The sequence below is a fragment of the Enhygromyxa salina genome (assembly GCF_002994635.1).
In the GTDB taxonomy this organism is placed as follows: domain Bacteria; phylum Myxococcota_A; class Polyangia; order Nannocystales; family Nannocystaceae; genus Plesiocystis; species Plesiocystis salina_B.
Map to the genome: position 1 here is coordinate 135,495 of NZ_PVNL01000004.1, position 24,204 is coordinate 159,698.

A 24,204-nucleotide genomic window follows, 5' to 3' on the forward strand; every position below is an offset into this window, starting at 1 on the left:
ACCCATCCTGACCCGATCACAGACAGCGACCTACAGCGTCGGGTGAGGCCCGGAGCAAATAGCCACGCTCAAAATGGAAAGCAGCATCACTTCATGTGTGGTGTATGAACCCAGCCGGCCCACCACCGCGATCCAGATCGGTCACTCAGCGAGTAAGGTGCACGCATGAGCAACGCTCTAAAAGGTCGGGTGGTCGTCGTGACCGGTGGAACAGGGGCGCTGGGAGCTGCAGTCGCCGCGGCGTTGGTCGACGCGGGGGCGGTTGTCCACATCCCGGTGTTGCAGGCCAAGGGCGAGGTCGCGTTCGAGCTCGCCGAGCACGAGCGCGTCGAGCTGCGCTACGAGGTCGATCTCGCCGACGAGCGGGCCGCGTGTGCCTACTTCGCCGAGATCCCGCGCCCGTGGGCGACGCTCAACGTCGCGGGCGGGTTCACGATGGCGCCGCTGGTCGACACCTCGTTCAGCGAATTCGAGCACATGTGGCGGATCAACGTGGTCTCGTGCTTCCTGGCCTGCCGCGAGTCGGTCCGACGCATGCGCGAGGCCGACGAGGGTGGGCGCATCGTCAACGTCAGCGCCCGCCCGGCTCTGGTCCCGACCGCGGGCATGATCGCCTACGCAGCGGCCAAGGGCGCGATCGCGGTGATGACCCAGGCCCTCGCCGAGGAGCTCGCAGACGAAAAAATTTGGGTGAACGCGGTGGCTCCCTCGATCATCGACACGCCCGCGAATCGGGCCGCGATGCCGACCGCCGCCCACGACCGATGGCCCAGCCCCGAGGCGATCACCGCCACGATCCTCTCGCTCGCCAGCCCCGACAACCACTGTGCACGAGGTGCTGTCGTCCCCGTCTACGGCCAGTCCTGAGCCCACAGCGGCCACGGCCATCGCGCGAGCTCAGCGCGCGGGCGGTTGCCCGGGTTGCTCGGCTCTGATTCACGTATACTCGCGCACTCGCATGAAGGACGGACGCAAGGAGGTGTTGGTAGTGGATGATGATCCGGACGTGCTCCGCTCGTTCATGCGGCTGCTCGAGGATCACGCCGACGTCAAGGTCGCGCTCGGGGCCGAGACGGCCCTCAAGGTGCTGGAGTCGAAGCACTTCGACACGGTCGTGTGCGACTTCAACATGAAGGGCCCAAACGGCAGCTGGCTGCTGCGACAGGTGCGGGACAAGTACCCGCACATGGAGCGGGTCCTGCTGTCGGGCAGCTCGTACTCGGAGCTGTCTCGGTTCTTGGATCCGGGGCTGGTGGATCGCTTCTTGGAGAAGCCGCTCGAGGGTGACGAGCTGATCGAAGCCGTCAGCGACGAGTCCGACTGAGGCTGCTATCAGCTCGGCTGTTATCAGCTCGGGCCAGGCTTCTGGCCCGCTTGCGGACGCCCAAATTTATTGGGCGCTCGATGGCAGCGGGCAAAAATTGGCAGGAGTCTAGCTACCAGGAGTCGACGTCGAAGCGCTCGATTGGGTTGGGGAGCAGGGTCTCGCCGACGGAGTCGAGCTGCATCAGCTTCGGGGGGAGTCCCGGGGCCGGCTGGGGCTGCGCCGCACAGTTCGCGTTGTCGTCGAGATAGTTCAGCGCGGCCGCGAGCATGCCCTCTTGCGGGTCGCCGAGCTGGTGGAAGAGATCGTCGTCGGCGTGACAGTCGGCCGGGAGCCCGTCGAAGTAGTCGGTGTCGCCGACCGCGTTGGTCAGCCGGAACGTGATCGGAAACAAGAGCTTCTCGCAGAATTCGAAGCTCTTCGAGCCGACCGGCTTGCCCCCGGTTGGCCCGCCGATCAGCGTGACCTTGGCGTAGGGGAACATCGCGTTGATGACCAGCTCCGAGGCAGACAGCGTGCGCGAGCTTGTCAATACGACGATGATGTCCGAGCCGATCGAGTTGCTGCGCTTGTCGATCTTGGTCGAGCGGTTCTCGTCGCTATAATTATTGTTGTACTTGAAGGTGTAGGCGACGTCGCCGTTGTGGTCGGCGCCGAGCGTGAGGTTGATCTGCCGCTCGGCCACGCTGATCAGGCCGCCGCCGTTATAGCGCATGTCGATGACGATCGTGCTGACCCCGTTGTCCTTGAACATCGAGTAGGCGCTCTCGAGCTCGTCTTTGGTGGTCTCGACGAACTTGTCCATGATGTAGTAGCCGATCTTCGAGCCAGCAGGGCTGGTGACGACCGACGCGACCGGGATGCTGACGATGTCGATCCAGGCCTTGGTGATCGTCACGGTCTCGACCTCGCCGGTTGCGAGGTGCTCGACGTCCAAGGTCACGTCGACGCCCGGATCGTTGGGGCCGTAGGCGGCGGACCAGCTGTTGTCGGCGTCGAGCTCCTCGGCGGTGTAGCCGTTGACCCCGCGGATCACGTCGCCGCGCAAGATGTTGACCGCCGAGGCCGGCGAGTTGTCGCTGACGAACGAGACCCGGACCTCGTCGTCGGCCCCGCGCTGGGTCTTGTAGCCGAGCCCCACGAACTTGCCCTGCATGAACAGCGCGTCCGAGGTCGACTTGTCGCTGACTCGCGTCCAGCGATCGACGCCCTGCCGCAGATCGCTGACCATGGCCTCGGGCGACTCGTAGACGCTGATGTCGATGTCGTCGGGCAGATCCTCGTTCCACAGGTAGAACTCGCCCATGACGTCGAGCACGAACTGGTTTTGGCTGGCCACGTCGCACTCGGCCGGTGGCTCGACCTTGAAGGGATCCTCGAGCAGGTTGCAGGCGGTGAGCCCGAGCGCCGCGGTCACCAGCGCTGGCTGCCAGCGGTGAGACAGTCCACGAAGGGCGCGCGCAAGCGGGCGAGAAGCCTCGCCCGAGCTGGAGTCAGTTACCAGAGTCAGTTGTCGCTGCATGGTCGCCTTGCGAGCACCATTGAAGCACGTACTGGCGGCCGTGCGCGACACGTCGAGCAGGCTGGCCCATATTGGGCGCTCACCCGCCGCTGCGCGAGCTCGGCTCAGCCGGGCGAGCGGGCGACGGGCGGCGGCGCCGACTCACCCACTTTGCCGAACCTGGTCACAATCCTGGCAGGCTGGTCGGGCACGAGACGCCCGTGCCCCCGAGCCCGCAGTAGCCGTTGGGGTTCTTGGCCAGGTACTGCTGGTGGTAGTCCTCGGCGTAGTAGAACGGCCCGGCGTCGCGTTGCTCGGTGGTGATCTCACCATGGCCGGCCTCGTGGAGCGCGGCCTGAAACGCGGCGCGCGAGGCTGCTGCGATCTCGGCCTGCTCGGGCGAGTGCGTGTAGAGGGCCGAGCGATACTGGGTGCCAGTGTCGTTGCCCTGGCGCATGCCCTGGGTTGGATCGTGGCTCTCCCAGAACACCTGCAGCAGCCGCGCGAGCTCGACCTGGGCTGGATCGTAGACGACCCGCACGACCTCGGTGTGGCCGGTCCGACCGCTGCAGACCTCGCGGTAGGTCGGGTTCTTGGTGTGCCCGCCCGCATAGCCGACGGCGGTCGAGTAGACCCCGGGCACGACCCAGAACTTGCGCTCGGCCCCCCAAAAACAGCCCATCCCCACGTCGACGATCTGCAGGTGGTCGGGAACCGGCGGGACGATCCGGTTGCCGTTGACGAAGTGAACCGTGGGCACCTCGATCGGGGTGTCGCGGCCGGGCAGCGCCTGGTCGGGCCCGACGATCTCGAGCTTGCGGGTGTCGGAGAAGCGAAACATCGCCGGTCAGGATAGTCCCCTCGGGCGAGGTTGCCAGCGCGTGGTCAGAACCGACTCAGAACCGGTACAGCAGCAGCACGCGGAGGCTGGAGCGGCGATCGGTGCCATCGGGGATCGCGTTGCTGGGCGGCCGCTCGACGAAGCGGTCGGCCCATACGATCTGGGCCATGAACACGTTACGCCACAGGTAGATGTGCGCGGCGAACCGGTACTGCAGCTCTTGCAGCTGGCGGCGCAGATCCGAGCCGAGATCTTCGGGCGGGCTCTCGAACGGGGTCGAGATGTACTGACCAAAGTCGCTCGTGAGCAGCAGCCGCCGCTTGATCGCGAGCACGCCGACCTGGACATTGAAGGCGACCTGCCAGTTCTTGAAGTTGAGCTCGCGCTTGCCGTAGACCTCGCCGAGCATGATCAGGCGCTTGTAGCGAAACGTGGCCTGGACGTTGGCGGCCGGGTAGCGCTCCTGGGCGCGCTGGTCGTACTTGGCGCCGACCACGAACGCGAACGCCGTCGAGGCCGGCGTGTACAGGAACGGCGAGTCGAACCGGTTGTAGTAGCCGACCAGGTTCATGTGGATCTGCGCGCCGGCCGACCAGGTGTAGTTGCGGTTGCCGTCGGGGAAGAAGGTGCCGCCGACGTTGCCGGCGAACCGCCCGCTGCCGCCCGCGACGAAGGTCCGGTAGAGGAACTTGCCGCGCTTGTCGAGCGGCCCGCCAAACTCGAGCGCGGCGCCGTTGCCCTGCTCGAACGCGTTGTAAACATAGTAGGCCGGGTCGACCATCATCCGCTTGTGGACCGAGCGGACCAGCTCGAGGCTGAGCCCGCCGCCGCCGCTGTTGACGTTGACGTAGTGGCCGTTCTTGATCGGGATCTGGAAGGTGGCGAAGGTCAGCCGCGGGGTCTTCTCGGCCCGGATCGAGAGCAGGAAGAAGCTGTTTTGGATGAAGGGCATCTGGCCCAGCACCCGCATCTGCAAGCTCTCGAATTCGGTGCTGAACGGGCTGCGGTTCTCTTCGGAGCGGGGGTCGACGTCGGCCGAGCCGTCGCTGTTGCCGGGCTGCTGGATCAGCGCCTTGGTCCCGAACTCGGGGCCCGCAAAGTTGAAGTCTTGGCCGATCCGGGCCACGACCGAGAACCGGATGTCGCCCGCGGCCTGGCAGACGGTGACCTCGGTGCCCAGCTTGCAGCCGATGTCGTCGCAGTCGGTGAACCCGTCGCCGTCGTTGTCGAACCCGTCCGAGCAAAAGTAGTTGGTCCGCTCGCCGTCACGATCACCGCCGCGGCCCTGCAGATCCTCTTCGACCTCGCCCGCGGCCAGCTCGGGGGCCACGGCGCCCGGTCGCTTGCCGTCGGCCATCTTGACCCCGGATCCGGTGTCTTCGATCGACGACTGGCCAGACAGCTCGCGGTCCCACGAGCCCATGCACACCTCGGTGCCGTTGCAGTCGATGTCCTCGCAGTCGAGGTACCCGTCCTGGTCGTTGTCGACCCAGTCGCTGCAGCGCGCGTCGCTGCTCTCGGCGCGGCCGTCTGGCTGGCAGACCTTGGCGTCGTGGCAGTCGTGATCGCCACAGTCGAACACCGTGTCGCCGTCATCGTCGATGCCGTTCGAGCAGTCGGTCTCGGTGGTGGGCGGCGCGGCGAGGGCCAGGCCGGGGAGCGAGAACGCGAGCAACGCGAGCGCGGCAGCGCGCAGAATTTTGAGGCCGTTCATGGGAAGGTCGTCTTGGGTCGCGGGGAGTCGCGGGTGAGAAGGGGGGCTCAGAGCTCGCACAGCCCAGGGCCGTCGCAGATCGTCACGAGCGGGTCGTAGCTGCAGTCCCAGTCGTCGCAGTCGATGAAGCCGTCGCGGTCGTTGTCTTCGCCGTCGCTGCAGCGCTCGTCGGGGGTCTCGGTGATGCCCGAGAGGCTCTCTTGGCAGACCTGGCGGGTCGCGAGGTCGTCGGATTGGGCGCACGAGAAGTCGGCGCAGTCGATGTGACCGTTGCCGTCGTCGTCGATGTTGTTGCTGCACTTCTCGGGGCTGTTCTCGAGCTGATCGGCGCAGACCTCGATCACCGCTGGATCCTCGGACTGGCTGCACGAGAAGTCCTGGCAGTCGATGTGACCGTTGCCGTCGTTGTCGACGCCGTCCGAGCAGTCCTCCGGGGTCTCTTCGGACAGGCACACGATCTCGGGATCGTCCGACTCGCTGCACGAAAAGTCGTCGCAGTCGGTGAACCCGTTGTTGTCGTTGTCGAGCCCGTCGGCGCAGGTCTCGGGCGTGTCCTCGGCCGGCGGCGGCGGCAGGTTCGCGCAGTAGTCGATCGCTTCTTGCGACCCGAACATCGAGCACGCGAAGTCTTCGCAGTCGGTGAAGCCGTTGTCGTCGTTGTCGATCCCGTCCATGCACTTGGCGAGGGTGTCCTCGGGCTCGGTCGGGAGCACGCACGCGTTGGTGCCGTCGCAGTCGTCGTCGTCGCAGTCGACCGCGCCGTCGCCGTCGTTGTCGAGCTCGTCGTCGCAGCTCTGGTTGGTGTTCTCGCTGCACACGGTCACGAACTTGCCGCTGCGACAGCCAAAGTCGGCGCAGTCGGAGAAGCCGTTGCCGTCGTTGTCGAGCCCGTCGGAGCAGGTCGCGTTGGTGTTCTCGCGCAGGCAGCAGGTCTCGGGGATGTCCCGGCACGCTGGATCACCGCAGTCGAATTGCCCGTTGTTGTCGTTGTCGATCTTGTCCGTGCACTTGAGCAGCGTGTCTTCGGGCTCGTCGACAGGGATGTCGGGCACGTCCTCGCCGCACAGGTGCGAGAGGATCAGGCAGTCCGGATCATAGCAGTCGATCAGCCCGTCGTTGTCGTTGTCGACATAGTCGCGACAGCTGATGTCGTCTTGCTCGTAGCCGTAGGTGGGGTGAAGCGGCATCTCGTAGCAGGCCGCGCCGAGCAACCCGCTGGCGAAGATGGTCGCGAGGGTGCCAGCACCAAGCAGGACGCGGGCCCTCACTTGAGGCACTCCGCCTTGCCGCCGCCGAACCGACGATCGAAGGGCACATGCAGCATGCACGCGCCCTCGCTGCGCTGCTGGGCCCCGAACTTGCCTGCGCTCGCCCACTCGGTCAGCAGCTCGTCGAGCGCGTCTCGCTTGTCCTCGACGATCTTGCGGTTGATATGGCGAAACTTGGCGAAGTCGTAGATGACGGTGCGCGCGTCGGCGTCGGACAGCCCGGTCAGGAACGGGCCGATCTTGGCGTCGGCCTTGGCCGCGATCAGGAGCTCGTCGACCACCGCGCCGTCGACGGTGTACTCGTAGTGGCACACCCGGTCGCACTCGGCGTAGCGGGTGCTGTGCCGCCACTTGACCGAGTGTCCGTCGACGCTCGAGACCAGGCGGTTGTAGGTGCCGTGACCGTCGACGTCCTCTTCTTTGGAGTGCAGCGAGGTCAGCACGAACTCCGGCGCGCCGTGGGCCCAGATCCCGCGGCGGTTGGTGATCGCCTCGCGCTGGGCCTCGATCAGCTCGGGCTTGGCCGGCAGGTCGTCCACGCTCATGGCGTGGGCGTACCCCATGCGAATCTGTTGCTCGGCGAGCTTGGGGCACCACACGAGCATGCGCCCATAGGTGTCGGTGGCGCCGTCGGTCTCGCACTCCCAGACCCCATCGCGGCCGGCGTAGGTGCCCATCTTGGCGAGCACGTAGAGCTCGTGCAGATCCCAGCTGCCCCACTGGTGCACGGCGCCGTAGGACTCGAGCGTGTTGTAGCCGAACAGTCGGGCCTTCGAGCCGTTGAAGTCACCCCCGAGCACGCGGAACGAGTCGCCGTCGTTGAAGTGCACGGGCACGGCCGTGCCATTGAGGATCACCTTGGTCTGCGACTCGGCGGCGACGCTCGGGCTGGGCGAGCTCAGCGAGGTCGCGGCCGCGACGGTGAGCGTGAGCGCGCCGACGAGCACGGCGACGCGGCGAGCAACGCGAGGGGAGCGGGGTTTGATGCGCGGCATGTCGAACCTTCGGGCGAGCTTGCGGCATCATGGACGGCGCGTAGGTGTCGATCAACGCGTTTTTGGCCAGCGCAACGTTGCCAGCGGGTGACGCCCGGGGTACACGGGCGTGTGCTCGTCGCGGACCCATGCAGGCGCTAAAGGGCCGTTTTCAGCTGTTCCTGCTGGCGCTGGGGCTGTGCTCGGGCTGCGGCGTCCAGCAGCGGGCGGCCGAGAAGCTGATTGATCCGCAGCTTCACAGCGAGGGCGTGCTCGTCGAGCGGCAGCGCGGCGTGCGAGATCTCGAGATGGGGCGCTACCGCGTCGAGGGCCTGCAGATCGAAGATCAGCCGTTCGACGGCACCGGGCCACTGGCGCCCGACGCGAGCGGGCGAACTCGCCCAACCACGCAGCTGCGGATGTCGTTCACGCTCGTCGGCGGCGCGCAGCCGTGGACGGCCGCGTGCATCGGGCAGCGACGGCAGCCGACGGATCACGATCTGGCCGCGGTCGCCGACGAGCAGCGCGACGAGGTCGCGGTCCGCTGTCAGATTTCGTCGGAGGTGGCGAGCTCTTCGGGCTCCTCGACCATGGGTCACCCGACTCACTGGGAGCTGCGGATCGAGGGGCCGCTGACCAACAACTTGCTCGGCAGCCTGGCGCCGGTCGCTGTCGACCCGAGCTCGCCGAGCTCTCCGACACAGAGCAAGGTCGTCGAGGTCGTGATGTGGTACCAGCTGTGGAGCTTCACCCGTCGGCCGCTGCCGGCCGCGCTCGCGGTGATCCGCGGTGAGGGTGGCAGCGAGGCCGCGCTGATCCTCGACGCGCCCGAGCGCGCGTGGCTCGACGCGGGGCTGGACGACGCGGGCCGCGAGCTGGCGCTGACGACCATGCTGGCGCTGCGCTTGCTGCCGCTGGGCTTTGACGACTGAGGGCTGACCTCAGCTCGCCCATCTGGGTCAACCCCGTCCCGCACGGCGGCGGACCAGACCTCGGGTTCTTGGTATATCTGGTCTGTGCTGTCCGAGCGCCGTCCCCATGCCAGCTTGTACGAGAACATCGGCCGTACGCACGGGTTCGAGCCGCTGCGCGTGGACGGCCAGCTGCCCGAAGGTCTGGCCGGAACGATGTACCGCTGCGGCCCCGGGCAGATCGAGCGGTTTGGCCATCGCCTCTCGCACCCGTTCGAGGCCGACGGCGTCGTGATGGCGGTGCGGCTCGACGGTCGTGGTGGCGCGATGGGGGCCGCGCGCGTGATCGAGGGCGCGGGCTACCTCGAGGAGCAGGCGGCGGGGCGCTACCTGTACGGCACGGGCGCGCCGTGGCCTCGGCGGGTGATCAACAGCTTGCGGGGGCGGGTCAAGAACACGGGCAACACCCGGGCGTGGAGCTGGCGGGGCCGGGTGTTCGCGGTCATGGAGGCCTGCAAGCCGATCGAGCTCGACCCCGAGACCCTCGAGGTGCTCGGCGAGCGCGACCTCGACGGCGCCGTGGTCCGCAGCTTCTCCGCGCATCCGCATCGGGTCGCGCGGCTGGCCACGAGCTTCAATTTTGGGCTGCGCTACGGCAAGCAGACCATGCTGGATCTCTACGCCCTGCCCGACGAAGGCCCGACCCAGCTGTTGGGCAGCTACGAGTGCAGCTGGGCTGGGTTGGTTCACGACTTCGTGGTGACCGAGCGGCACGCCATCTTCGTCAGCTGTCCGGCCAAGCTCAAGCTCGCGCGGGCGCTGTTTCAGCTGGGGTCGCTCTCGAGTTGGTTCGAGTGGGCGCCCGCGCTCGGCTGCGAGATCATCGTGGTCCCGCTCGCGAATCCCGGCGCGCCCAAGCGCTTCAACGTCGATGCATTCTGGGTCTGGCACTTTGTCAACGCATTCGAGCGCGGCGACGAATTGGTGATCGACTATTGTCGCTATCCCGATCTCAGCTCGCTGACCTCGCTCGGGGACGGCTCGAAGATCGACCCCCCCAAGCTGCACCGTGGCTGCCTGAATCTGCGAACGGGGGCGTGGCGCAGCGAGCAGCGCTGGCACAGCAGCTGCGAATTTCCGCGGGTCGACCCGCGCGTGGAGGGGCAGGCGCACCCCCACGCGTGGTTCTACGCGCGCGACGAGGCGGACGGGTTCTCGCTCGCGCGGGTCGACGCCGAGTCCGGCGACGCAGACGTGTGGGCGCTCGGGCCCGAGATCAAGCCGAGCGAGCCCGTGCCCGTGCGACACAGCGAGGATCCCTCGGTCGAGCCGTGGATCCTGAGCTTGTGTCACGATGAGGCCAGCGATCTGAGCTTCGTCGCGGTGCTCGACGGTGGCGCGCTCGCGGACGGGCCGGTGGCGAAGCTGTGGTTCGATCAGTCGCTGCCAGACACGTTCCACGGCGACTGGGTGGCGGGCTAGATCGGCGCGCTACTTGACCTTGCCCGGCGTCGCGACGCCGCCGATCCGTCTCGAGTCGGCAGCGCCATACTGCTTCTTGGAGGTCGGGATCGTGACGATCGCCTGAACCGCCCCGATCGTTGCGACCTGGACGAACGCGTAGCCGAGCGCCCCAAGGGCGCCAAGCACCTGTGGGTCAAAGCCAGCCTCGCGCTCGGCCACCCCAGCGTCGCTCGCGGTCGTGAGTGACACACGCGGCGCCACCACCGATTGCTGCAAGGTCAAGCGGTGGTCGATCAGGTTGAGCGTCACGTTCAGCACGGAGTTGATGATCGTCGCCCCGCCGGGTGATCCATAGGCCGCCACGGGATCACCCTCCAGCGTCACGAGGGTTGGCGCCATGCTGCTGCGGGGACGCTTGCCGGGGGCGGCATCGTTCGCGCCGGGGTTGAAGGACATGGGGTTGGGGTTGAAGGCCGGGGTCTGGTTGAAGTCGGTCAGCTGATTGTTGAGCAAGAATCCGTAGCCAGGGACCATGAGCCCGGTGCCCCACGTGGCCTCGATGGAGTTCGTGAACGCGACGATGTTGCCGTCTGCGTCGATGATCGTGACGTGCGAGGTGTCGCCGCCCGGATCGGAATGCGCGAACGAGACGGGGCCAAGTGACGCGCCTTCGGCGATGAAGTCGGGGTCGAAGGGGCGCGGGTCACCGGCCGTGATGCCCGTGCGCCGCTGACCCACCTGGATCAACGCCGCGCGCTCCGCCAGGTATGCGTCCGCCAGCAGCCCGGCGATCGGCAGGTCGGGGCACCCCAGGCAGTCCTGATCGCCGAGCCATCGGGCCCGATCAGCGAACGCGAGCCGCATCGCCTCGAGCATGACGTTCAAGCTGGAGACCTGCCCGAGACCGAATCCGGCCCCGCTGTCACCGATCGGGAAGCCCTCGAGCATCGCCAGGATCTGCAGCAAGGCGACGCCACCCGAGGACGGCGGGCCCATCGAGGCGACCTCGTAACCGCGATACGGCCGCGAGACCGGAGCGCCGATTGTCACGTGATACGACTCGAGGTCGGCGCAGGTCATCCTGCCCACGCCCTGCGGGGTGTCGGTGCGGGTGACGAGCTGGGTTGCGAGGATCGCCTCGGCGATCCCTGCGTCGTGATCGCAGCGATAGAACGCCTCGGTGCCGCCGTCCGCGATGAGCTGGAGGGTGTGGGCGAGCTCGGGCTGGACGAGCAGGTCGCCAGCTTGCAGCGGCGATCCATTGGGTCGAAACACCGCGCGGGCGACGTCGTAGGCTGGTTTGACGGGGTTGTTCGGGGGGGCGAGCTCGTTGCTGAGCTTGGGCAACAGCACGTCAGCGGCGAGCCGGGTGCTGACGACGATACCGTCCGTCGCTGCCGCGATCGCGGGCTGCAGCGCCTCGTCCAGGGTGATCGTGCCCCAGTTGTCGAGGAGCGTGGCGGCGCACAGCACCGTACCCGGCACTCCAACGGCGTAGCCACTCGCGGAGCGCTGGGCGAAGTCCGGCTGACTCACGAACATGTCGGCGGTGGTATCGGCTGGCGCTCGCTCGCGACAATTGAGGGTCAGCGTTTCGTTCGACTCGGCGAGATGGAAGATCACAAAGCCGCCGCCGCCGATCCCCGAAGACTGTGGCTCGACCACGTTGAGCATGAACATCACCGCGGCCGCGGCATCGAAGGCATTTCCGCCGCCCGCCAGCACCCCGGCCCCAGCCGAGGCGGCCTCCGGCTCCGACGTGGTCACCACGCCGTCTCGAAATGCCTTGCCAGTGCCCGGCTTCAACTTGGGCGGTTGCTTCCAGGAGTCGTCGTCGTCGGGCAGCGTACTATCAGGCACAATGAGGGGAGCGTTGCGCCATGCTTCAGGCGACTCCTGGTTACAACCAGGCGAGACCGTTCCCAGGAGCGCCGAGACCACGAGGCCGCAATCTCTAGCTCTCCGCGGGTGCCCGGCTGATTGTGCAAATTCGGATTTCGTCCATGTCTCGAGCAGCATGCCCGGATTACTAGCACCGTGTTTACAGCGTGGTGCCGGCAAGGGCTGCGCCCGCCCCAGCTGCTTCGTGAGGGTGACGTCATGATGACGCGCTGATGTGTCAGGGGAGCCGCTGGGGCGGAAGATCTGCGGGAGAGACCCATGCACATATGCCAGTCGTCGGGCGCGGCGCGGAGTGTCCTGGCAATCACAGAAGTATATGTGGCAGGGTGGGGTCGTACGATTAATCATCTTGCAGATCGCGGCGCGGCTCAGTAGAGTCAAATTATGACAATCGCAACAATCGCACTCACTGCCCTGTTCGGGGCCCAGCCACCCTACACACCAGTCGTCCCGGTGCCACAGATCGATAGTATGGACGTTCACGTCAGCGAGTCGGCCGCGAGCATCGTTGCATACGATGCCAGCGGCGAGGTCGTCGCCACGATCGAGGCGTGGGAGTCCGACGACGGCCAGCTCGTGTACTTCGCCGACTTCGCCGACGGCTTCGCCGAGTACACCCTCGACCTGGAGGGGCACTCGTTCGTGGTCTCCACGGATCTCGAGGCCCGCGTGGTCGATCAGCGGATTGGCGTGATGGCCGACAGCCTGCTCATTGGTGGATTCACCCCAAACCCACAAAAGGGCGTCCTCAGCTGCGGCGTCTCGATCCTCGCCGCGGTGGGCTCAACCGCGATCGGCAACGCACCTGGTGCCACGCTCGCGGGGATTGCGACGGTGTGCAACTGCACGCCGCTGATCTTCAAGAAGGCCAAGTGCCCGGATCTTTGGTGAGCGCTGGTGACCATGGCACGCGCACAGCAAACCCCAGTCAAGTGGCACACCTGGCTGACCCTCGCGCTGATCCTGTTCCTGGCCGGCCACACCGGGTATGTCCTGGTACAGGACGGGCGGTGGTTCACGGCCATGTTGATCGCGCTCATCTACCCGATCGGTGGGGCGGTGCAGTGGTGGGTCTGGCGGCGCAGCGCCGACCCACCCGTTGCCCACGCCTATGACCGCGATCTGCCCATGATCATGGTCGCGCAGCTGCTCTTCGCGATGCTCACAGTGTGGCGCTAACAACGCCAAGCCCACTCACGCACCCGGAGCCGGCGGCATCGGGACGAATTCAGGCAGCGCCTCGATCCGCTCGAGCCACGCCCGCACGTGGTCGTACTCGTCGAGCGACACGTTGCCCTCTGGCGCGTGCGCGACATAGCTGTAGCAGGCGATGTCGGCCAGGGTCGGGGAGTCGCCGACCAAGAACGGGTGGCGCTGAAGCTCGGCGTCGAGCAAGCCCAGGATCGCGTGGGCAGCCGCGATGGCCTCGGCGGCGTCGAACGTGGCGCCGAACTCGGTGATCAGTCGGGCGCGCGCGGGGCCATACGCGATCGGGCCGGCGGCGACGCTGAGCCAGCGCTGGACCGCGGCGGCCCCAGCAGGATCCCCCGGCAGCCAGTCGGCGCGGTCGAAGGCCTTGGCCAGGTACACGAGGATCGCGTTGGCGTCGGGGATCACGTGGTCCGCATGCACGAGCACGGGGATCTGGCCGAACGGGTTGAGCTGCAGGAACTCGGGTTGCTTGTGCTCGCCACCTGGAAGGTCGACATCGATGAGCTCGTAGTCCAGCCCGAGCAGCGAGAGAAACAGTCGGACCCGATGGGCGTGGCCCGAGCGTGGAAACGAGTAGAGCTTGATCGCCATGGTGTGACCTTGGGGCGAGAGCCTACCAGTTTGGGGGGCAATCCCTGACGCCGGTCGCTGGCGTTGCTGGCTCACATGCGCTACGCAGGCGAGCAATGGCCACGCCCAGCAATCCCCGCCCCCTGTTGGGTGACGAGCACACCTCCGATCACGTCCGCGCTCAGATCGCGAACTTTCACGGAACCATCGTCACCGAGGTCAGCACCGCGGTCGAGCGCGACGCGGTCGTGGTCGTCGGCATGGCGACCAACCCGTTCGTGAAGAAGGCCCGCAAGGCGCTGGCGGCCGCGAACATCGAGTTCACCTACCTCGAGTACGGCAGCTACACCAAGCAGTGGAAGCAGCGCCTGGCGATCAAGCTGTGGAGCGGGTGGCCGACCTATCCGCAGGTGTTCGTGCGCGGCAGCCTGATCGGCGGGTTTCAAGAGCTCGAAGCGGCGCTCGCCGACGGCTCCCTCGCCACGCGCCTGGCCGCGTGAACAGGGGCGGTCGCGCGAGTCCGTTCGCCGCGAGTCCGTTCGCATGGTTTGGCTGGCTCGGGCTCGCGCTGGTGCTGCTCGGCCAGCTGCTGACACTCGTCCACCTGCGGCCGGTCTCGGACTGGTGGTACGCGATCTGCTGGACCGGCTTCACGCTGGCCGGTGACGCGTGGGTGCTGCGCCGCAGCGGTCGCAGCCTGATCCGCGAGCGGCCGCGCGACCTCGCGTTGATGGCCGTGATCTCGGCGGCGACGTGGTGGGGGCTCGAGCTGGCCAACCACTGGATGCAGGCGTGGTCCTACAGCGAGAGCCCGGACATCCCAGTGTGGCGTCAGCAGCTGCGCTCGACGGTGTTCTTTGCCACGTTGATCCCGGCGACGTGGGTATGCGGGATGCTGGCGCTGGCGCTGTGGCCACGTCGCCGCGCTGCGCAGCCACGTGGCTCGCAGCGTCGCGTCAGCGCCAGCTTGCGTGGGGTGTGCATGCTCGCTGGGCTCGCGGCCCTGGTCCTGGCCTCGCAGCTGCCAGACGTGGCCCTGGGGGCCAGCTTGGTCGGTGTGTTGTTGCTGCTCGATCCGCTCAACGACGCGCTGAACCGCCCGAGCTTGCTGGCCTGCATCGCCCGCGGCGAGGCCCGGGTGCCGATCGCGTTCGCGCTGGGCACGATGCTGATGGGCGTGGTCGGGGAGATGTGGAACTACCCGGCGGACCCCAAGTGGACCTACGACGTCGCGTGGCTCGACTTCGCCTACGTGTTCGAGATGCCAGCGCTTGGGTTCCTGGGCTACGGCTTGCTGGCCCTGACGATCTTCGCAACCTATCAGTTCGCGCGTGGCTTCGTGCTTGGGCCGGCGGATCCAGGCGAAGCCGACGGCGACCCGCTCACGCTCACGGGGCTGTGACGCTGTCCGCCAGCCACCGCTGAAACGCCCAGACCCGCTCCTCACGAGCCCCGAGCACGCCGCCGCGATCGCTGCCACGAACGCCCGTCTGCACGGCCTCGTAGATCGCCGCGTCCTCGCGCAGCACGCCATTGAGGAACCAACTCGCGGCCGCGCCGACCAGCCGCCGCAGCGGGGCCGTCCACGCTCGCGCAGGCGCGCCGCGATGCAGGTACAGCCGCACCAGGCTGCGCGAGCTCGCCGGCCCGGTTGGCGTGACCACCTGCAAAAAGCTCAGCACCGGGGTCTCGCCGATGATCAGATTGGGGAACGCGTGGTGGTGTCGGTAGCGACACGGCACCGGGCCGACGAGCGCCCGGACCAGCGCGCGGTAGGGCGGGAAGTCGGCGCCCATGCGATCGCGGTACTCGCTGAAGCCGTCGCCGAGCTCGTGCTCGATCTGCTCGTCGAACACGGGCACCAGCCGCGGGTGGCGGGCCAGCCAGCCGCGATGCAGCTCGTCCACGTGGTAGGTCTCGAGCACGTTCTCGACCGGGATCTTCCAGTTGCAGGGGTGCTCGATCGTCCTCGCCAACACCCGCTGGTAGTCGATCGAGAACAGCCGGGTGACGAGCTCATGGGTCCGCGCGCCCAGCCACTGGTCGAGCGGCGCGGGCTGTTCAGCGAGCGACACGAACACCAGCTGCCCGGCGCACGCGACCGGATGGGCGGTCAGCTTGACCCGGCCGATCAGCGCCGACTTACCCGGCGGCGAGGCGAACGACGCCGGGTCGGGGACGCAGGTCAGCGCGCCGTCGTCGGCGTAGGTCCAGCCGTGATAGGGGCAGCGCAGGCTGGCCGCGCGGCCGCTCGGCGCCAGGCACAGCGCGCTGAAGCGATGCGCGCACACGTTGCGAAACGCTCGGACCTGGCCGCCCGCGCGGCGCAGCAGCAACGGCGCGCCGAACAGCTCGCGGGTCACGAAGTCGCCCTCGCGCGGGAGCTCGTCGAGGGTCGCGACGCAGTGCCAGCCGGGACGAAACACCGCCGCCAGCTCGCGCTCGTACCAGCCCGGGTCGTGGTAACAGCCCGGCTCGAGCACGTGCGGGAGCCGGGTGTCGTGGATGAACACCACGCGATGGGAGCACCCCCGCGCGACAGTGTCCAGCAGGTGGTCGCGCAGGCTCGGGCGACCGAGATAATCTTCGGCCGACCGACCCCGTTTGCTAGAGTCGAGCGTGCGGTTCGTGCGGACAGGGGCCTGCGGCGACGGGCAACCGAGGCGGTTCGCGAGCCACGCCCAGGTCTGTCCACCGTGAGCGTCAGTCGTAGCGATGCTCAACCGAGCGCAGATCCGCAGCTGATCCGCGAGCTGTCCCGGCTCGAGCCTTCGCGCTGGCTCGGGGCTGCGATCGCCGACTGGGCCGTGATCGCGCTGACCTTCATCGTCGTCGACGCGATCGATCACCCGCTCGCCTACGCGCTCGCCGTCGTCCCGCTCGGGTCCCGCCAGCAGGCCCTCGGTGCGCTGTTTCATGACGCCGCGCACAAGCTGGTGTGTCGACCCAGCTGGCTCAACGATGCGCTGGGCAGCGCGCTCGCGGCCTGGCCCCTGGGGCTGACCTTGGGCGGCTACCGGCGCTACCACTTCGCGCATCACAAGCAGCTGGGCAGCGCCGAGGATCCCGAGAACCACCACAAGGGCCTGATCCGTCAGTGGCGGCTACCCGCTCGCGCGCCGCGGGTGCTGCTGGGCTTCCTCGGCGATCTCGTGGGCGGCGGGCTCCCGCACCTGCTCGCGGCCGGCAAGCTCACGCGTCCGGTCAGCGTGGTCGAGGCGCTGGGCATGGCGGTGTTCTGGGGCGTGATCGTTGGCGCCTGCTGGGTGCTGGGCGTCGTGTGGGTTCCGATCGTGTGGGTCGTGAGCATCGCCACCGTGTTCTGGTCGGGGGTGAGGCTGCGGATCTGGACCGAGCACCTGGGCACGCGCGGCACCCATCGCGTGCACGTGCCCGAGTGGCTCGAGCAGCTAATCATGCCCCACGACATCGGCCTGCACTGGGAGCACCACCGGCACCCGAGCGTGCCGTTCTATCGGCTTGGCGAGCTGCGGGCCGCGCTGCCGGGACCGCCGATCGTGACCCTGCCCGCGCTCGCTCGCGCGTTCACGACCAGCGCCGCGCTGCGCTCGGGGCAGGTCGCCGAGCGGGTCCACGCGCCGCCCATGCCGTCGCGCGCACGCACGCCCGCGCCACTGGTGTTGCGCGCGCTCACCCACGTGCTGGCGCCGCTCGGCCTGGGCGTGCTGGTCTACGCGCTGCTGCGTCCGCGCGCGCTGCTGCTGGATCAGTGGTTGGCCACGCTCGGCGTCGAGCTGCCGGCCAGCCAGCTCGCCGCTGGCGAGCTGGCCACGATCATGGGCTGGCTGCCCAGCGCGCTGTGGACCTACGCGCTCACGGCCTTCGTCGCCACCCTCTGGACGGGGACCCCACGCGCCGATCCGGGCCGACGCGCGTGGCTGTTCGTCGCGCTTGCGATCTCGATCGGTTGGGAGCTCGGTCAGGCCGCGCAGCTGTGGCCGGGGACCTTCTCGGTTCAGGATCTGCTCGCGTCCGTCGTGGCGTTTTTCACCGCGTTGCGATACACATCCAGGCTCACCCGCGAGCACCCATGACTGCCACGACACGCCATTTACTCACCTTCGCCGGTCTCCTCGTGTTTGCCCTGTTCGCGCTCGCCAGCGCAGCGCCTGGCTGAGTGCGGTCGTTCACCCGCCGCGAGCTGGCGGTCAACACAGCTCAGATCGCCGCCGCGTTCCCTGGCTTCTGGCGCCGGCCGTTCGCCCCGCGGGCCCAGATCCGTCGCTATCAGCTGCGGCGGCTGCAGGCCCTGGTCGCCCACGCCTACGCCAACGTCCCGCTCTACGCCGAGCTGTACCGCGGCGCCCACGTCAGTCCGCGCGACCTGCAGACGCTCGAGGACCTGCGTCACTTTCCCACGGTCAGCAAGGACGACGTGCTCGCGGCCTACCCAGACGGCGCGCTGACTCGGGGCCTGGATCTGCGTCGCTGCCTGGTCTCGAAGAGCTCGGGCTCGAGCGGGCAGGTGCTCGAGGTCGTGCACCAGGCCGATCGCGTGTCGATTCAGGGCCTGGCGATGCACCGGTTGTTGGCCCAGTACGCGCCCTACCGCCCGTGGCATCGCTTTGTCTATGTGTACACCTCCGAGTATCCGGCCCGCTCGCTGTTTGGCACCTATCCCATGATCTTGGTGCCCACGCTGACGCCGATCAGTCGGCTCATCGATCGGCTGCACACCCTGCGTCCGCAGTTCTTGGCCTGCTACCCCAGCCACCTGCGCGAGCTCGCCGACGCGATGGGACCGGCCGGCTGCAAGCGGCTGGGCCTGCACGCGATCTCGGTCTCGTCGGAGCCCTCGAGTCAGCGCGAGCGCGATCAACTCAGCCAGCGGTTCGGCTGCGGGGTCTACGACGAGTACTCCAGCGAAGAGCTGACCCGGATCGCCGCCCAGTGCGAGCAGGGCACCCACCACGTGTTCGAGGACGTGGTCTACCTCGAGCTGCTCGCGCCCGACAGCGAGCGGGTGGTCGGGCTTGGCGAGCCGGGCGAAGTCGTGGGTACCTACCTGCACAATTTTGCGATGCCCTTCATCCGCTACCGCCAGGGCGACACCGCGCGGCTCGAGCCCTCGCGCTGCGGGTGTGGCCGGACCTTCAACCAGCTCAGTGAGCTACGCGGTCGGCGGTTGGACGCGTTCGTGCTGCCCAGCGGGCGGGTGCTCACCAGCGGGTGGCTGTTGGACGCCACCTACAGCTTTCTGCTCGATGTCGGGGCCGAGATCGCGGCGTTTCGGCTGATCCAGCGCAGCGCCGGGCACGTCGAGATCGTGCTGGTCCCCGGCCACGGATGGCGCCCGGACATGGCGGCCGCCGTGCAAGCCCGGTTCGTCGAGCTCGTGGGGGAGCCGCTGCGCGTGGAGGTCCGGTTGGTCGCCGAGATCGCCCGCAGCCCAGCTGGCAAGCACCAGCCGATCATCTCCCACCTGCGCGGCCGATCTGGAACCTGCTAGATTCCGCGTCGCCGTGAATCAGACATTCGAGACCGCGCGTATGTGGCTGCGTCCCGTGGCCGAGGCCGACCTCGACGCGCTCGTCTCGCTCGACGCCGACCCCGAGGTGATGCGCTACATCAGCGGTGGCGTACCCAACTCGCGCGAGGACTACGAGCGAGGCTTGCTCGCGCGGATGCGGGCCCACGTGGACCAGCCGTACGGCTTCTTCAGCGCGTTCACAAACCCCAGCGAGGGCGAGTACCTGGGCTGGTTTCACCTGCGGCCCAGCGTGTTCGACGAGCACATGCTCGAGCTCGGCTATCGGCTGCGGCGCGAGGCGTGGGGGCGAGGGCTCGCAACCGAGGGTTCGCGGACGCTGCTCGATCACGCGTTTGGGACCCTCGACCAGACCGTCGTCGACGCCTGCGCGCTGCCAGTCAACACCGCCTCGATCGCCGTCATGCGCAAGCTCGGGATGACCTACGTGGGCACGTTCAGCCATCCGCGGGTGACGCAGATGCAGGTCGCGCGCTACTGGATTCATCGGTCGGGTCACCCGTCGGCCGGGTCGCGCGGGGCTTGTTGAAGCCCACGAAGTACACAATCAGCGCCCCGGCGATCCAGGCCGCCCCGATCGCCGCCGCGCCGCGGACCTCGGGGTCGAGCCAGGCGCCCACGACCACCGCGACCTCGCTCAGCCCAAACAGCAGCGGGACCAGGGGAAAGCCCGGCATCCGGACCGGTCGCTGGGCGTGAGGCAGGCGCCGCGCCAGGACCAGCGACGCGAGCCCGGTCAACGCAAAGAACACGCCATCGACCAGCACGACCCCGGTCAACAGCCGGTCGACGCCGTCCTCGCCGGCGATCAGCAGCAGCACGATCGCCATGCTCGCGAGCAGCAAGATCGCCGGGATCGGCGTGCCGCGTGTCGCGTGAACCCGGCCGAGCAACGGCCACAGTCGCCCGTCTCGAGCCAGCGCGAACAGCAAGCGGGGGCCGGTGAGCAGCTGGGCGTTGAGCACCCCGAGCGCCGAGATCGCCACCGCGATGGCGATCGCCCGACGGCCGGGATCTCCAAACACGACCGCCACGGCGTCGGCCGCCAGGGTCTCGCTGGTCGCCACGCCAGCGTGCCCGAGCAGCGCGAGGTAGGCCCAGTTGACCAGCAGGTAGACGGCGACCACGACCGAGACCCCGACCAGGATCGACACGGGCAAATTCCGCTCGGGCCGCTCGACCTCGCCACCCATCCACAGGACCTGCTGCCAGCCACCAAAGGTGAACAGCGTGGGGACCAGGGCCGCTGCGATCGCGGCGATCGGGTTCAGGTTCTGGCTGGTCTGAACCGCCGCGCCCGAACCGACCGCGTCGACGCTGGGTGGCGCGGCGAGCAGGGCGACCGCCGCGACGGCGAGCAAGGTCGCGAGCTTGGCGATGACCGTCAGGTTCTGGATCCGCGCCCCCCAGCGCACGCCGGCCGCGTTGGCGAGCGCGATCCCGATCGTCATCGCAACCGCGCAGCCGAGCGTGGGCCAGGGCCCCAGCACCGCGCCGGTCACCGCCACGGCCAGGTTGTCGACGCAGACCAACGCGATCACCCCGATCGCGCCTGCCTGCGTCGCGGTCGCATTGCAGATCACGTAGACGAACCCGGTCGCCGACCCGTAGGCGTCCCGCAGCAGCTCGTACTGGCCGCCAGCGCGGGGCACGAGCGCCCCGAGCTCGGCGAAGGTCAGCGCCCCGAGCATCGCGATCAGCCCACCGATCCCCCAGGTCAGCAGCGCGAGCCGGCCGTCCCCGGCCAGCAGCGCCACGCGGCTCGGCGTGAAGAAGATACCGACCCCCACGATCGCCCCGATCACGACCGCGGTCGCGTCGTAGCCCGATAGCTCGCGGCGCAGGGGCTCGTCCTGTCCCACCTGCGCAGGCTACTACGAGCGGCTGAGTCGGCGGCGCTCGTTCGTTCGCTGGGCCGAGCCGGCGTGAGGGTTGGCGTCCCGGCGTCGCGGCGACATGTGATACCTTCCGCGGGCGACGACGCGTATGACCGCCCACCACGTCCTCAGCAGCTGTTTCGTTGGCCTGGCGCTCGCGCTCGCTCCGTTGCCCGCGTTGGCGACCCCGACACCTCCGGGCCTGCTCGCGCCCCCGGTCGACACCAACGCCGAGGCCCGGGCCGCCTATGAGAGTGGCGAGACCGCCTACCGCCTCGGCCGGTTCGAGGACGCCGCGGTCTCGTTCGAGCGGGCCTACGAGCTGTCGGGGCTGTCGGACATCCTCTACAACATTGGCCTGGCGCACCTGCGTTGGTACGACGTGGACGTCGACATCAAGCACCTGCGCCGGGCCAAGGTCGTGTTCCAGAACTACGTCATCGAGATCCAGAAGAACCCGGATCTCGGCGACCTCGACGAGGCCGAGTCGCTGATCGCCCAGATCGACGAAAAGATCGCCGCGGACGGAGGCGCCGCCGAGCCACCCCAGCAGGATCCGCAGCCAGCTCCCGTCGTGGAGGGTCCCGATCCGGGCAAGAAGCTGCGGCTCGGCGGCGGGATCTCGATGGGCCTCGGCGGCGCGCTGATCGTCGGCGGGGTCGTCAGCGGGGTGTTGTTCGGGCTGCGTGGCCAGGGGCTCGAGGACGATCTCAACGCCGAGTACGACGCCCGCAACGAGATGGGCTGCGTCGAGAACGACCCGCGTCCAGACTGTGAGGCCATCTTCGCGCGAATCAGCGACTTCCGATCGCGGGGCCAAGCCTCGAACAACCTGGCGATCGGGCTTGGTGCCTCGCTAGGGGCGATCGGGCTGATCGGCGTCGCGGTCGGGGCCGTGCTGTTCGTGAAGGGCAACAAGAAGACCAAGGCGTGGCAGCAGGGCCAGGTCAGCGTGGCGCCAATGTGGTCACCGAGTGGCGCCGGGCTCAGCGTCTCTGGCCGGTTTTAGCTGCTCGCCGCGATGATCACCGGGGGCTGAAGAACGGCATGCGGCTGGCCGAGAGCAGCTCGGCGATCACCTCCGCCAGCCGCGACACGGTGTAGGGCTTGGGCAGATGAATCGCGTCTGCGATCGTCGGATGCGCTCGCTCGCGGTCCAGTGACCTGTCTGCGTAGCCCGACACGAACAGGACCTCGAGCTTGGGCAGCTGCTGGCGGACGCGCACCGCGAGCTCGTAGCCGGTCATGTTGGGCATGACGATGTCGCTGATCAGCAGGTCGATCGCCCCCGAGGCGCTCGCCAGCAGCTCGAGCGCCGCGGGACCGCTCGCCGCCGAGAGCACCTCGTAGCCGATCGCTCGCAGCCCTCGCTCGACGGTAGCGCGCACGACCGCGTCGTCCTCCGCCAGCAAGATCCGTCCGCTGCCCGACCTCGGGGCGACCGGGGCGAGCTTGGCGTCGACCCGATCGGTCGGAGCCAGCGCGAGCGGCAGATAGATCGAGAACCGACTGCCCCGGCCGACCTCACTGGCAACCAGGATCTCCCCGCCCAGCTGCTTGACGATGCCGTAGCAGGTCGACAGGCCGAGCCCCGTCCCCTCGGTCTTGGTCGTGAAGAAGGGGTCGAAGATGTGCGCGAGCGTGGTCGCGTCGATGCCGTGGCCGGTGTCGCGGACCTCGAGCAGCGCGTAGCTCCCGGCCGGGAGCGACTCGCTCGTACTTCCGTCCCTCGTTCGCACGGCGACCTCGATGCCGAGCACGCCGCCGCTCGGCATCGCGTCGCGAGCGTTGACCGCGAGGTTGACCACGACCTGCTCGATCTGGGCCCGGTCGGCGCGGATCCAGGCGGGGCCTGAACCGATCTGCATCTGGATCTCCACGTCCTCGCCGATGATGCGCGAGAGCAGCCGCTGGGTGTCCCGGACCAGCTCCTCGAGGTCGAACACCTCGAGCTCGAGGACTTGCTTGCGCGCAAAGCTGAGCAGCTGCTTGGTCAGGCGGGCCGCTCGCTCGGACGCCTCGCGGATCGTCTCGAGCGAGTCGCGGACCTCGGGGTCGAGGTCTCGATGCAGCAGGCCCAGCTCGCTGCAACCCAAAATCGCCGTGAGCAGGTTGTTGAAGTCATGGGCCACGCCCCCAGCCAGCCGCCCCACGGTCTGCATCCGCTGCGACAGCACCAGCTGATCCTCCAGCGACTTGCGGGCCGAGATGTCGGTGACGGTCCCCGCCATGCCGACGGGCGTGCCCTGCTCGTTGCGGAGCACGCGGCCAAAGTTCGCAACCCAGTGGGTCGTCCCGTCGGGATGCAGCACCCGGTGCTCGATGATGAAGTCGTCGTTGGCCGGGCCGCTCGTGAGGGTCCGCTGGACCGTGGCCTCGAAGCTGGTTCGGTCCGCGGGGTGTACCAGTGAGACATAAGCTTCGTAGGTCTTGGCGAACGCACCTGGCTCGAGACCAAAGATCCCCGCGACCGCGTCGGACCAGCGCACCCGTCCGGTCTCGGCGTTCCACTGCCAGATACCCATGCGCGCGACCTCCAGGGCGAAGCGCAGCTTTTGCTCGCTGACTCGCGCGCGCGCCTCGGACTGCTTGAACGCGGTGATGTCGGCGAACGAGGCCACGACCGCGTGGGGCATCTCGTGCCCGTCGTGGAACAGCGGCTGCGAGTGAATCGAGATCCACGTCAAGCTGCCGTCTGGCTTGCGGACGCCCATGATGACGTCACTCAGGGCCTCGCCGGTCCGGAGGCTGATCATCGCCGGGTGGGTGTCGCCTGAGAATGGCGTGCCGTCCTCACGGATCGCCTGCCAGCGGGGATCGAGCGAGCTGCGACCGGCGATCTGATCAAAGCTCAGACCCAGGATACGGGTGGCCGCTGGGTTGCAAGTGAGGATCTGACCGTCGGCGCCGTGCAGCACGACGCCCTCGGCGAGCTTCGACACAATCAGCTCATAGCGAGTGGCGTCGGAATTCAACTGTTCGTCGAGAGTTGCCCGCGCGCGGAGTTCGGCGTTCTCGCGCAACAGCCGATCTCGCTCGTCCCGAAGCCGCTGCATGGCGGTCTCGGTGCTGGGCGGGGACCCCTTCAATGTTGGCGAGTATAACAGCTGGGAACTGGTTCCACGACGCCACACACG

At 68.1% G+C, this 24,204-nt stretch carries 22 protein-coding genes; 12 read left to right on the forward strand and 10 right to left on the reverse strand.

Features of this window, described 5'->3' with window-relative positions; genetic code table 11:
* Nucleotides 1-165 precede the first annotated feature (165 nt).
* Nucleotides 166-867: an SDR family NAD(P)-dependent oxidoreductase gene (locus ENSA7_RS01360; RefSeq protein WP_106087367.1), complete on the forward strand. Its 702-nt coding sequence runs from the start codon at nt 166-168 to the stop codon at nt 865-867.
* A 91-nt stretch (nt 868-958) separates the two neighbouring features.
* Entirely contained in the window at nt 959-1,324 is a 366-nt protein-coding gene (locus ENSA7_RS01365) for a response regulator (protein WP_244923679.1), read from the forward strand.
* A gap of 112 nt (nt 1,325-1,436) precedes the next feature.
* On the opposite strand, the gene ENSA7_RS01370 is transcribed toward ENSA7_RS01365, so the two are convergent.
* The 5 genes from ENSA7_RS01370 to ENSA7_RS01390 all read right to left on the reverse strand — a co-directional run bounded on the left by ENSA7_RS01370 (nt 1,437) and on the right by ENSA7_RS01390 (nt 7,643).
* Nucleotides 1,437-2,741, reverse strand: coding sequence for a S41 family peptidase (locus ENSA7_RS01370; RefSeq protein ID WP_106087368.1), 1,305 nt, complete (start codon nt 2,739-2,741; stop codon nt 1,437-1,439).
* Nucleotides 2,742-3,009: 268 nt separating this feature from the next.
* On the reverse strand, nt 3,010-3,666 hold the full coding sequence (gene msrA / locus ENSA7_RS01375; protein WP_106087369.1) for a peptide-methionine (S)-S-oxide reductase MsrA: 657 nt from the start codon (nt 3,664-3,666) through the stop codon (nt 3,010-3,012).
* A 55-nt stretch (nt 3,667-3,721) separates the two neighbouring features.
* A complete protein-coding gene (locus ENSA7_RS01380; protein ID WP_106087370.1) occupies nt 3,722-5,380 on the reverse strand; it encodes a hypothetical protein in 1,659 nt (552 codons plus the stop codon).
* Between the two features lie 47 nt (nt 5,381-5,427).
* On the reverse strand, nt 5,428-6,648 hold the full coding sequence (locus ENSA7_RS01385; RefSeq protein ID WP_106087371.1) for a hypothetical protein: 1,221 nt from the start codon (nt 6,646-6,648) through the stop codon (nt 5,428-5,430).
* Nucleotides 6,645-7,643 (reverse strand): thermonuclease family protein, encoded by a 999-nt coding sequence (locus ENSA7_RS01390; protein WP_146157196.1) that lies wholly within the window; start codon nt 7,641-7,643, stop codon nt 6,645-6,647. The genes ENSA7_RS01385 and ENSA7_RS01390 overlap by 4 nt, the downstream gene beginning before the upstream one ends.
* 128 nt (nt 7,644-7,771) lie before the next feature.
* Here ENSA7_RS01390 and ENSA7_RS01395 point away from each other — a divergent pair, with 128 nt between their 5' ends.
* Together ENSA7_RS01395 and ENSA7_RS01400 are read left to right on the forward strand one after the other, a co-directional pair.
* Nucleotides 7,772-8,554, forward strand: a complete 783-nt coding sequence (locus tag ENSA7_RS01395; RefSeq protein WP_106087373.1) for a hypothetical protein — start codon at nt 7,772-7,774, stop codon at nt 8,552-8,554.
* An 84-nt stretch (nt 8,555-8,638) separates the two neighbouring features.
* Nucleotides 8,639-10,015 (forward strand): carotenoid oxygenase family protein, encoded by a 1,377-nt coding sequence (locus ENSA7_RS01400; RefSeq protein WP_146157197.1) that lies wholly within the window; start codon nt 8,639-8,641, stop codon nt 10,013-10,015.
* A 9-nt stretch (nt 10,016-10,024) separates the two neighbouring features.
* On the opposite strand, the gene ggt is transcribed toward ENSA7_RS01400, so the two are convergent.
* On the reverse strand, nt 10,025-12,016 hold the full coding sequence (ggt, locus tag ENSA7_RS01405) for a gamma-glutamyltransferase (RefSeq protein WP_106087375.1): 1,992 nt from the start codon (nt 12,014-12,016) through the stop codon (nt 10,025-10,027).
* Between the two features lie 267 nt (nt 12,017-12,283).
* Between ggt and ENSA7_RS01410 the strand changes: the two genes are divergently transcribed.
* Nucleotides 12,284-12,790, forward strand: coding sequence for a hypothetical protein (locus ENSA7_RS01410; RefSeq protein WP_146157198.1), 507 nt, complete (start codon nt 12,284-12,286; stop codon nt 12,788-12,790).
* 12 nt (nt 12,791-12,802) lie between these two features.
* Nucleotides 12,803-13,078 carry a hypothetical protein gene (locus ENSA7_RS01415; RefSeq protein ID WP_146157199.1) on the forward strand — a complete coding sequence of 92 codons (276 nt, stop codon included), beginning with the start codon at nt 12,803-12,805 and terminating at the stop codon, nt 13,076-13,078.
* 15 nt (nt 13,079-13,093) lie between these two features.
* On the opposite strand, the gene ENSA7_RS01420 is transcribed toward ENSA7_RS01415, so the two are convergent.
* Entirely contained in the window at nt 13,094-13,702 is a 609-nt protein-coding gene (locus ENSA7_RS01420) for a glutathione S-transferase family protein (protein WP_181232901.1), read from the reverse strand.
* A 95-nt stretch (nt 13,703-13,797) separates the two neighbouring features.
* On the opposite strand from ENSA7_RS01420, the gene ENSA7_RS01425 reads away from it, so the two are divergent.
* Nucleotides 13,798-14,181, forward strand: a complete 384-nt coding sequence (locus tag ENSA7_RS01425) for a glutaredoxin domain-containing protein (RefSeq protein ID WP_106087378.1) — start codon at nt 13,798-13,800, stop codon at nt 14,179-14,181.
* Nucleotides 14,178-15,083: a hypothetical protein gene (locus ENSA7_RS01430; RefSeq protein ID WP_106087379.1), complete on the forward strand. Its 906-nt coding sequence runs from the start codon at nt 14,178-14,180 to the stop codon at nt 15,081-15,083. Before ENSA7_RS01425 ends, ENSA7_RS01430 begins: the two co-directional genes overlap by 4 nt.
* On the opposite strand, the gene ENSA7_RS01435 is transcribed toward ENSA7_RS01430, so the two are convergent.
* Complete coding sequence (locus ENSA7_RS01435; RefSeq protein WP_181232903.1) at nt 15,070-16,194, reverse strand: aromatic ring-hydroxylating oxygenase subunit alpha; 1,125 nt, start codon at nt 16,192-16,194, stop codon at nt 15,070-15,072. The genes ENSA7_RS01430 and ENSA7_RS01435 overlap by 14 nt on opposite strands.
* 183 nt (nt 16,195-16,377) lie before the next feature.
* On the opposite strand from ENSA7_RS01435, the gene ENSA7_RS01440 reads away from it, so the two are divergent.
* The 3 genes from ENSA7_RS01440 to ENSA7_RS01450 all read left to right on the forward strand — a co-directional run bounded on the left by ENSA7_RS01440 (nt 16,378) and on the right by ENSA7_RS01450 (nt 19,719).
* Nucleotides 16,378-17,736, forward strand: coding sequence for a fatty acid desaturase (locus tag ENSA7_RS01440; protein ID WP_181232905.1), 1,359 nt, complete (start codon nt 16,378-16,380; stop codon nt 17,734-17,736).
* Between the two features lie 83 nt (nt 17,737-17,819).
* Nucleotides 17,820-19,151, forward strand: a complete 1,332-nt coding sequence (locus tag ENSA7_RS01445) for a phenylacetate--CoA ligase family protein (RefSeq protein ID WP_106087381.1) — start codon at nt 17,820-17,822, stop codon at nt 19,149-19,151.
* Nucleotides 19,152-19,164: 13 nt separating this feature from the next.
* The gene (locus ENSA7_RS01450; protein ID WP_146157200.1) at nt 19,165-19,719 is read left to right on the forward strand and encodes a GNAT family N-acetyltransferase; all 555 of its coding nucleotides are present in this window, start codon (nt 19,165-19,167) and stop codon (nt 19,717-19,719) included.
* Here the strand turns inward: ENSA7_RS01450 and ENSA7_RS01455 are convergent.
* A complete protein-coding gene (locus ENSA7_RS01455) occupies nt 19,628-21,052 on the reverse strand; it encodes an APC family permease (RefSeq protein WP_106087383.1) in 1,425 nt (474 codons plus the stop codon). The genes ENSA7_RS01450 and ENSA7_RS01455 overlap by 92 nt on opposite strands.
* Before the next feature lie 193 nt (nt 21,053-21,245).
* Here ENSA7_RS01455 and ENSA7_RS01460 point away from each other — a divergent pair, with 193 nt between their 5' ends.
* Nucleotides 21,246-22,076: an outer membrane protein assembly factor BamD gene (locus ENSA7_RS01460; protein WP_181232907.1), complete on the forward strand. Its 831-nt coding sequence runs from the start codon at nt 21,246-21,248 to the stop codon at nt 22,074-22,076.
* Between the two features lie 16 nt (nt 22,077-22,092).
* Here the strand turns inward: ENSA7_RS01460 and ENSA7_RS01465 are convergent, their stop codons facing one another.
* Nucleotides 22,093-24,156, reverse strand: coding sequence for a hybrid sensor histidine kinase/response regulator (locus ENSA7_RS01465; RefSeq protein ID WP_106087385.1), 2,064 nt, complete (start codon nt 24,154-24,156; stop codon nt 22,093-22,095).
* Nucleotides 24,157-24,204: the final 48 nt, after the last annotated feature.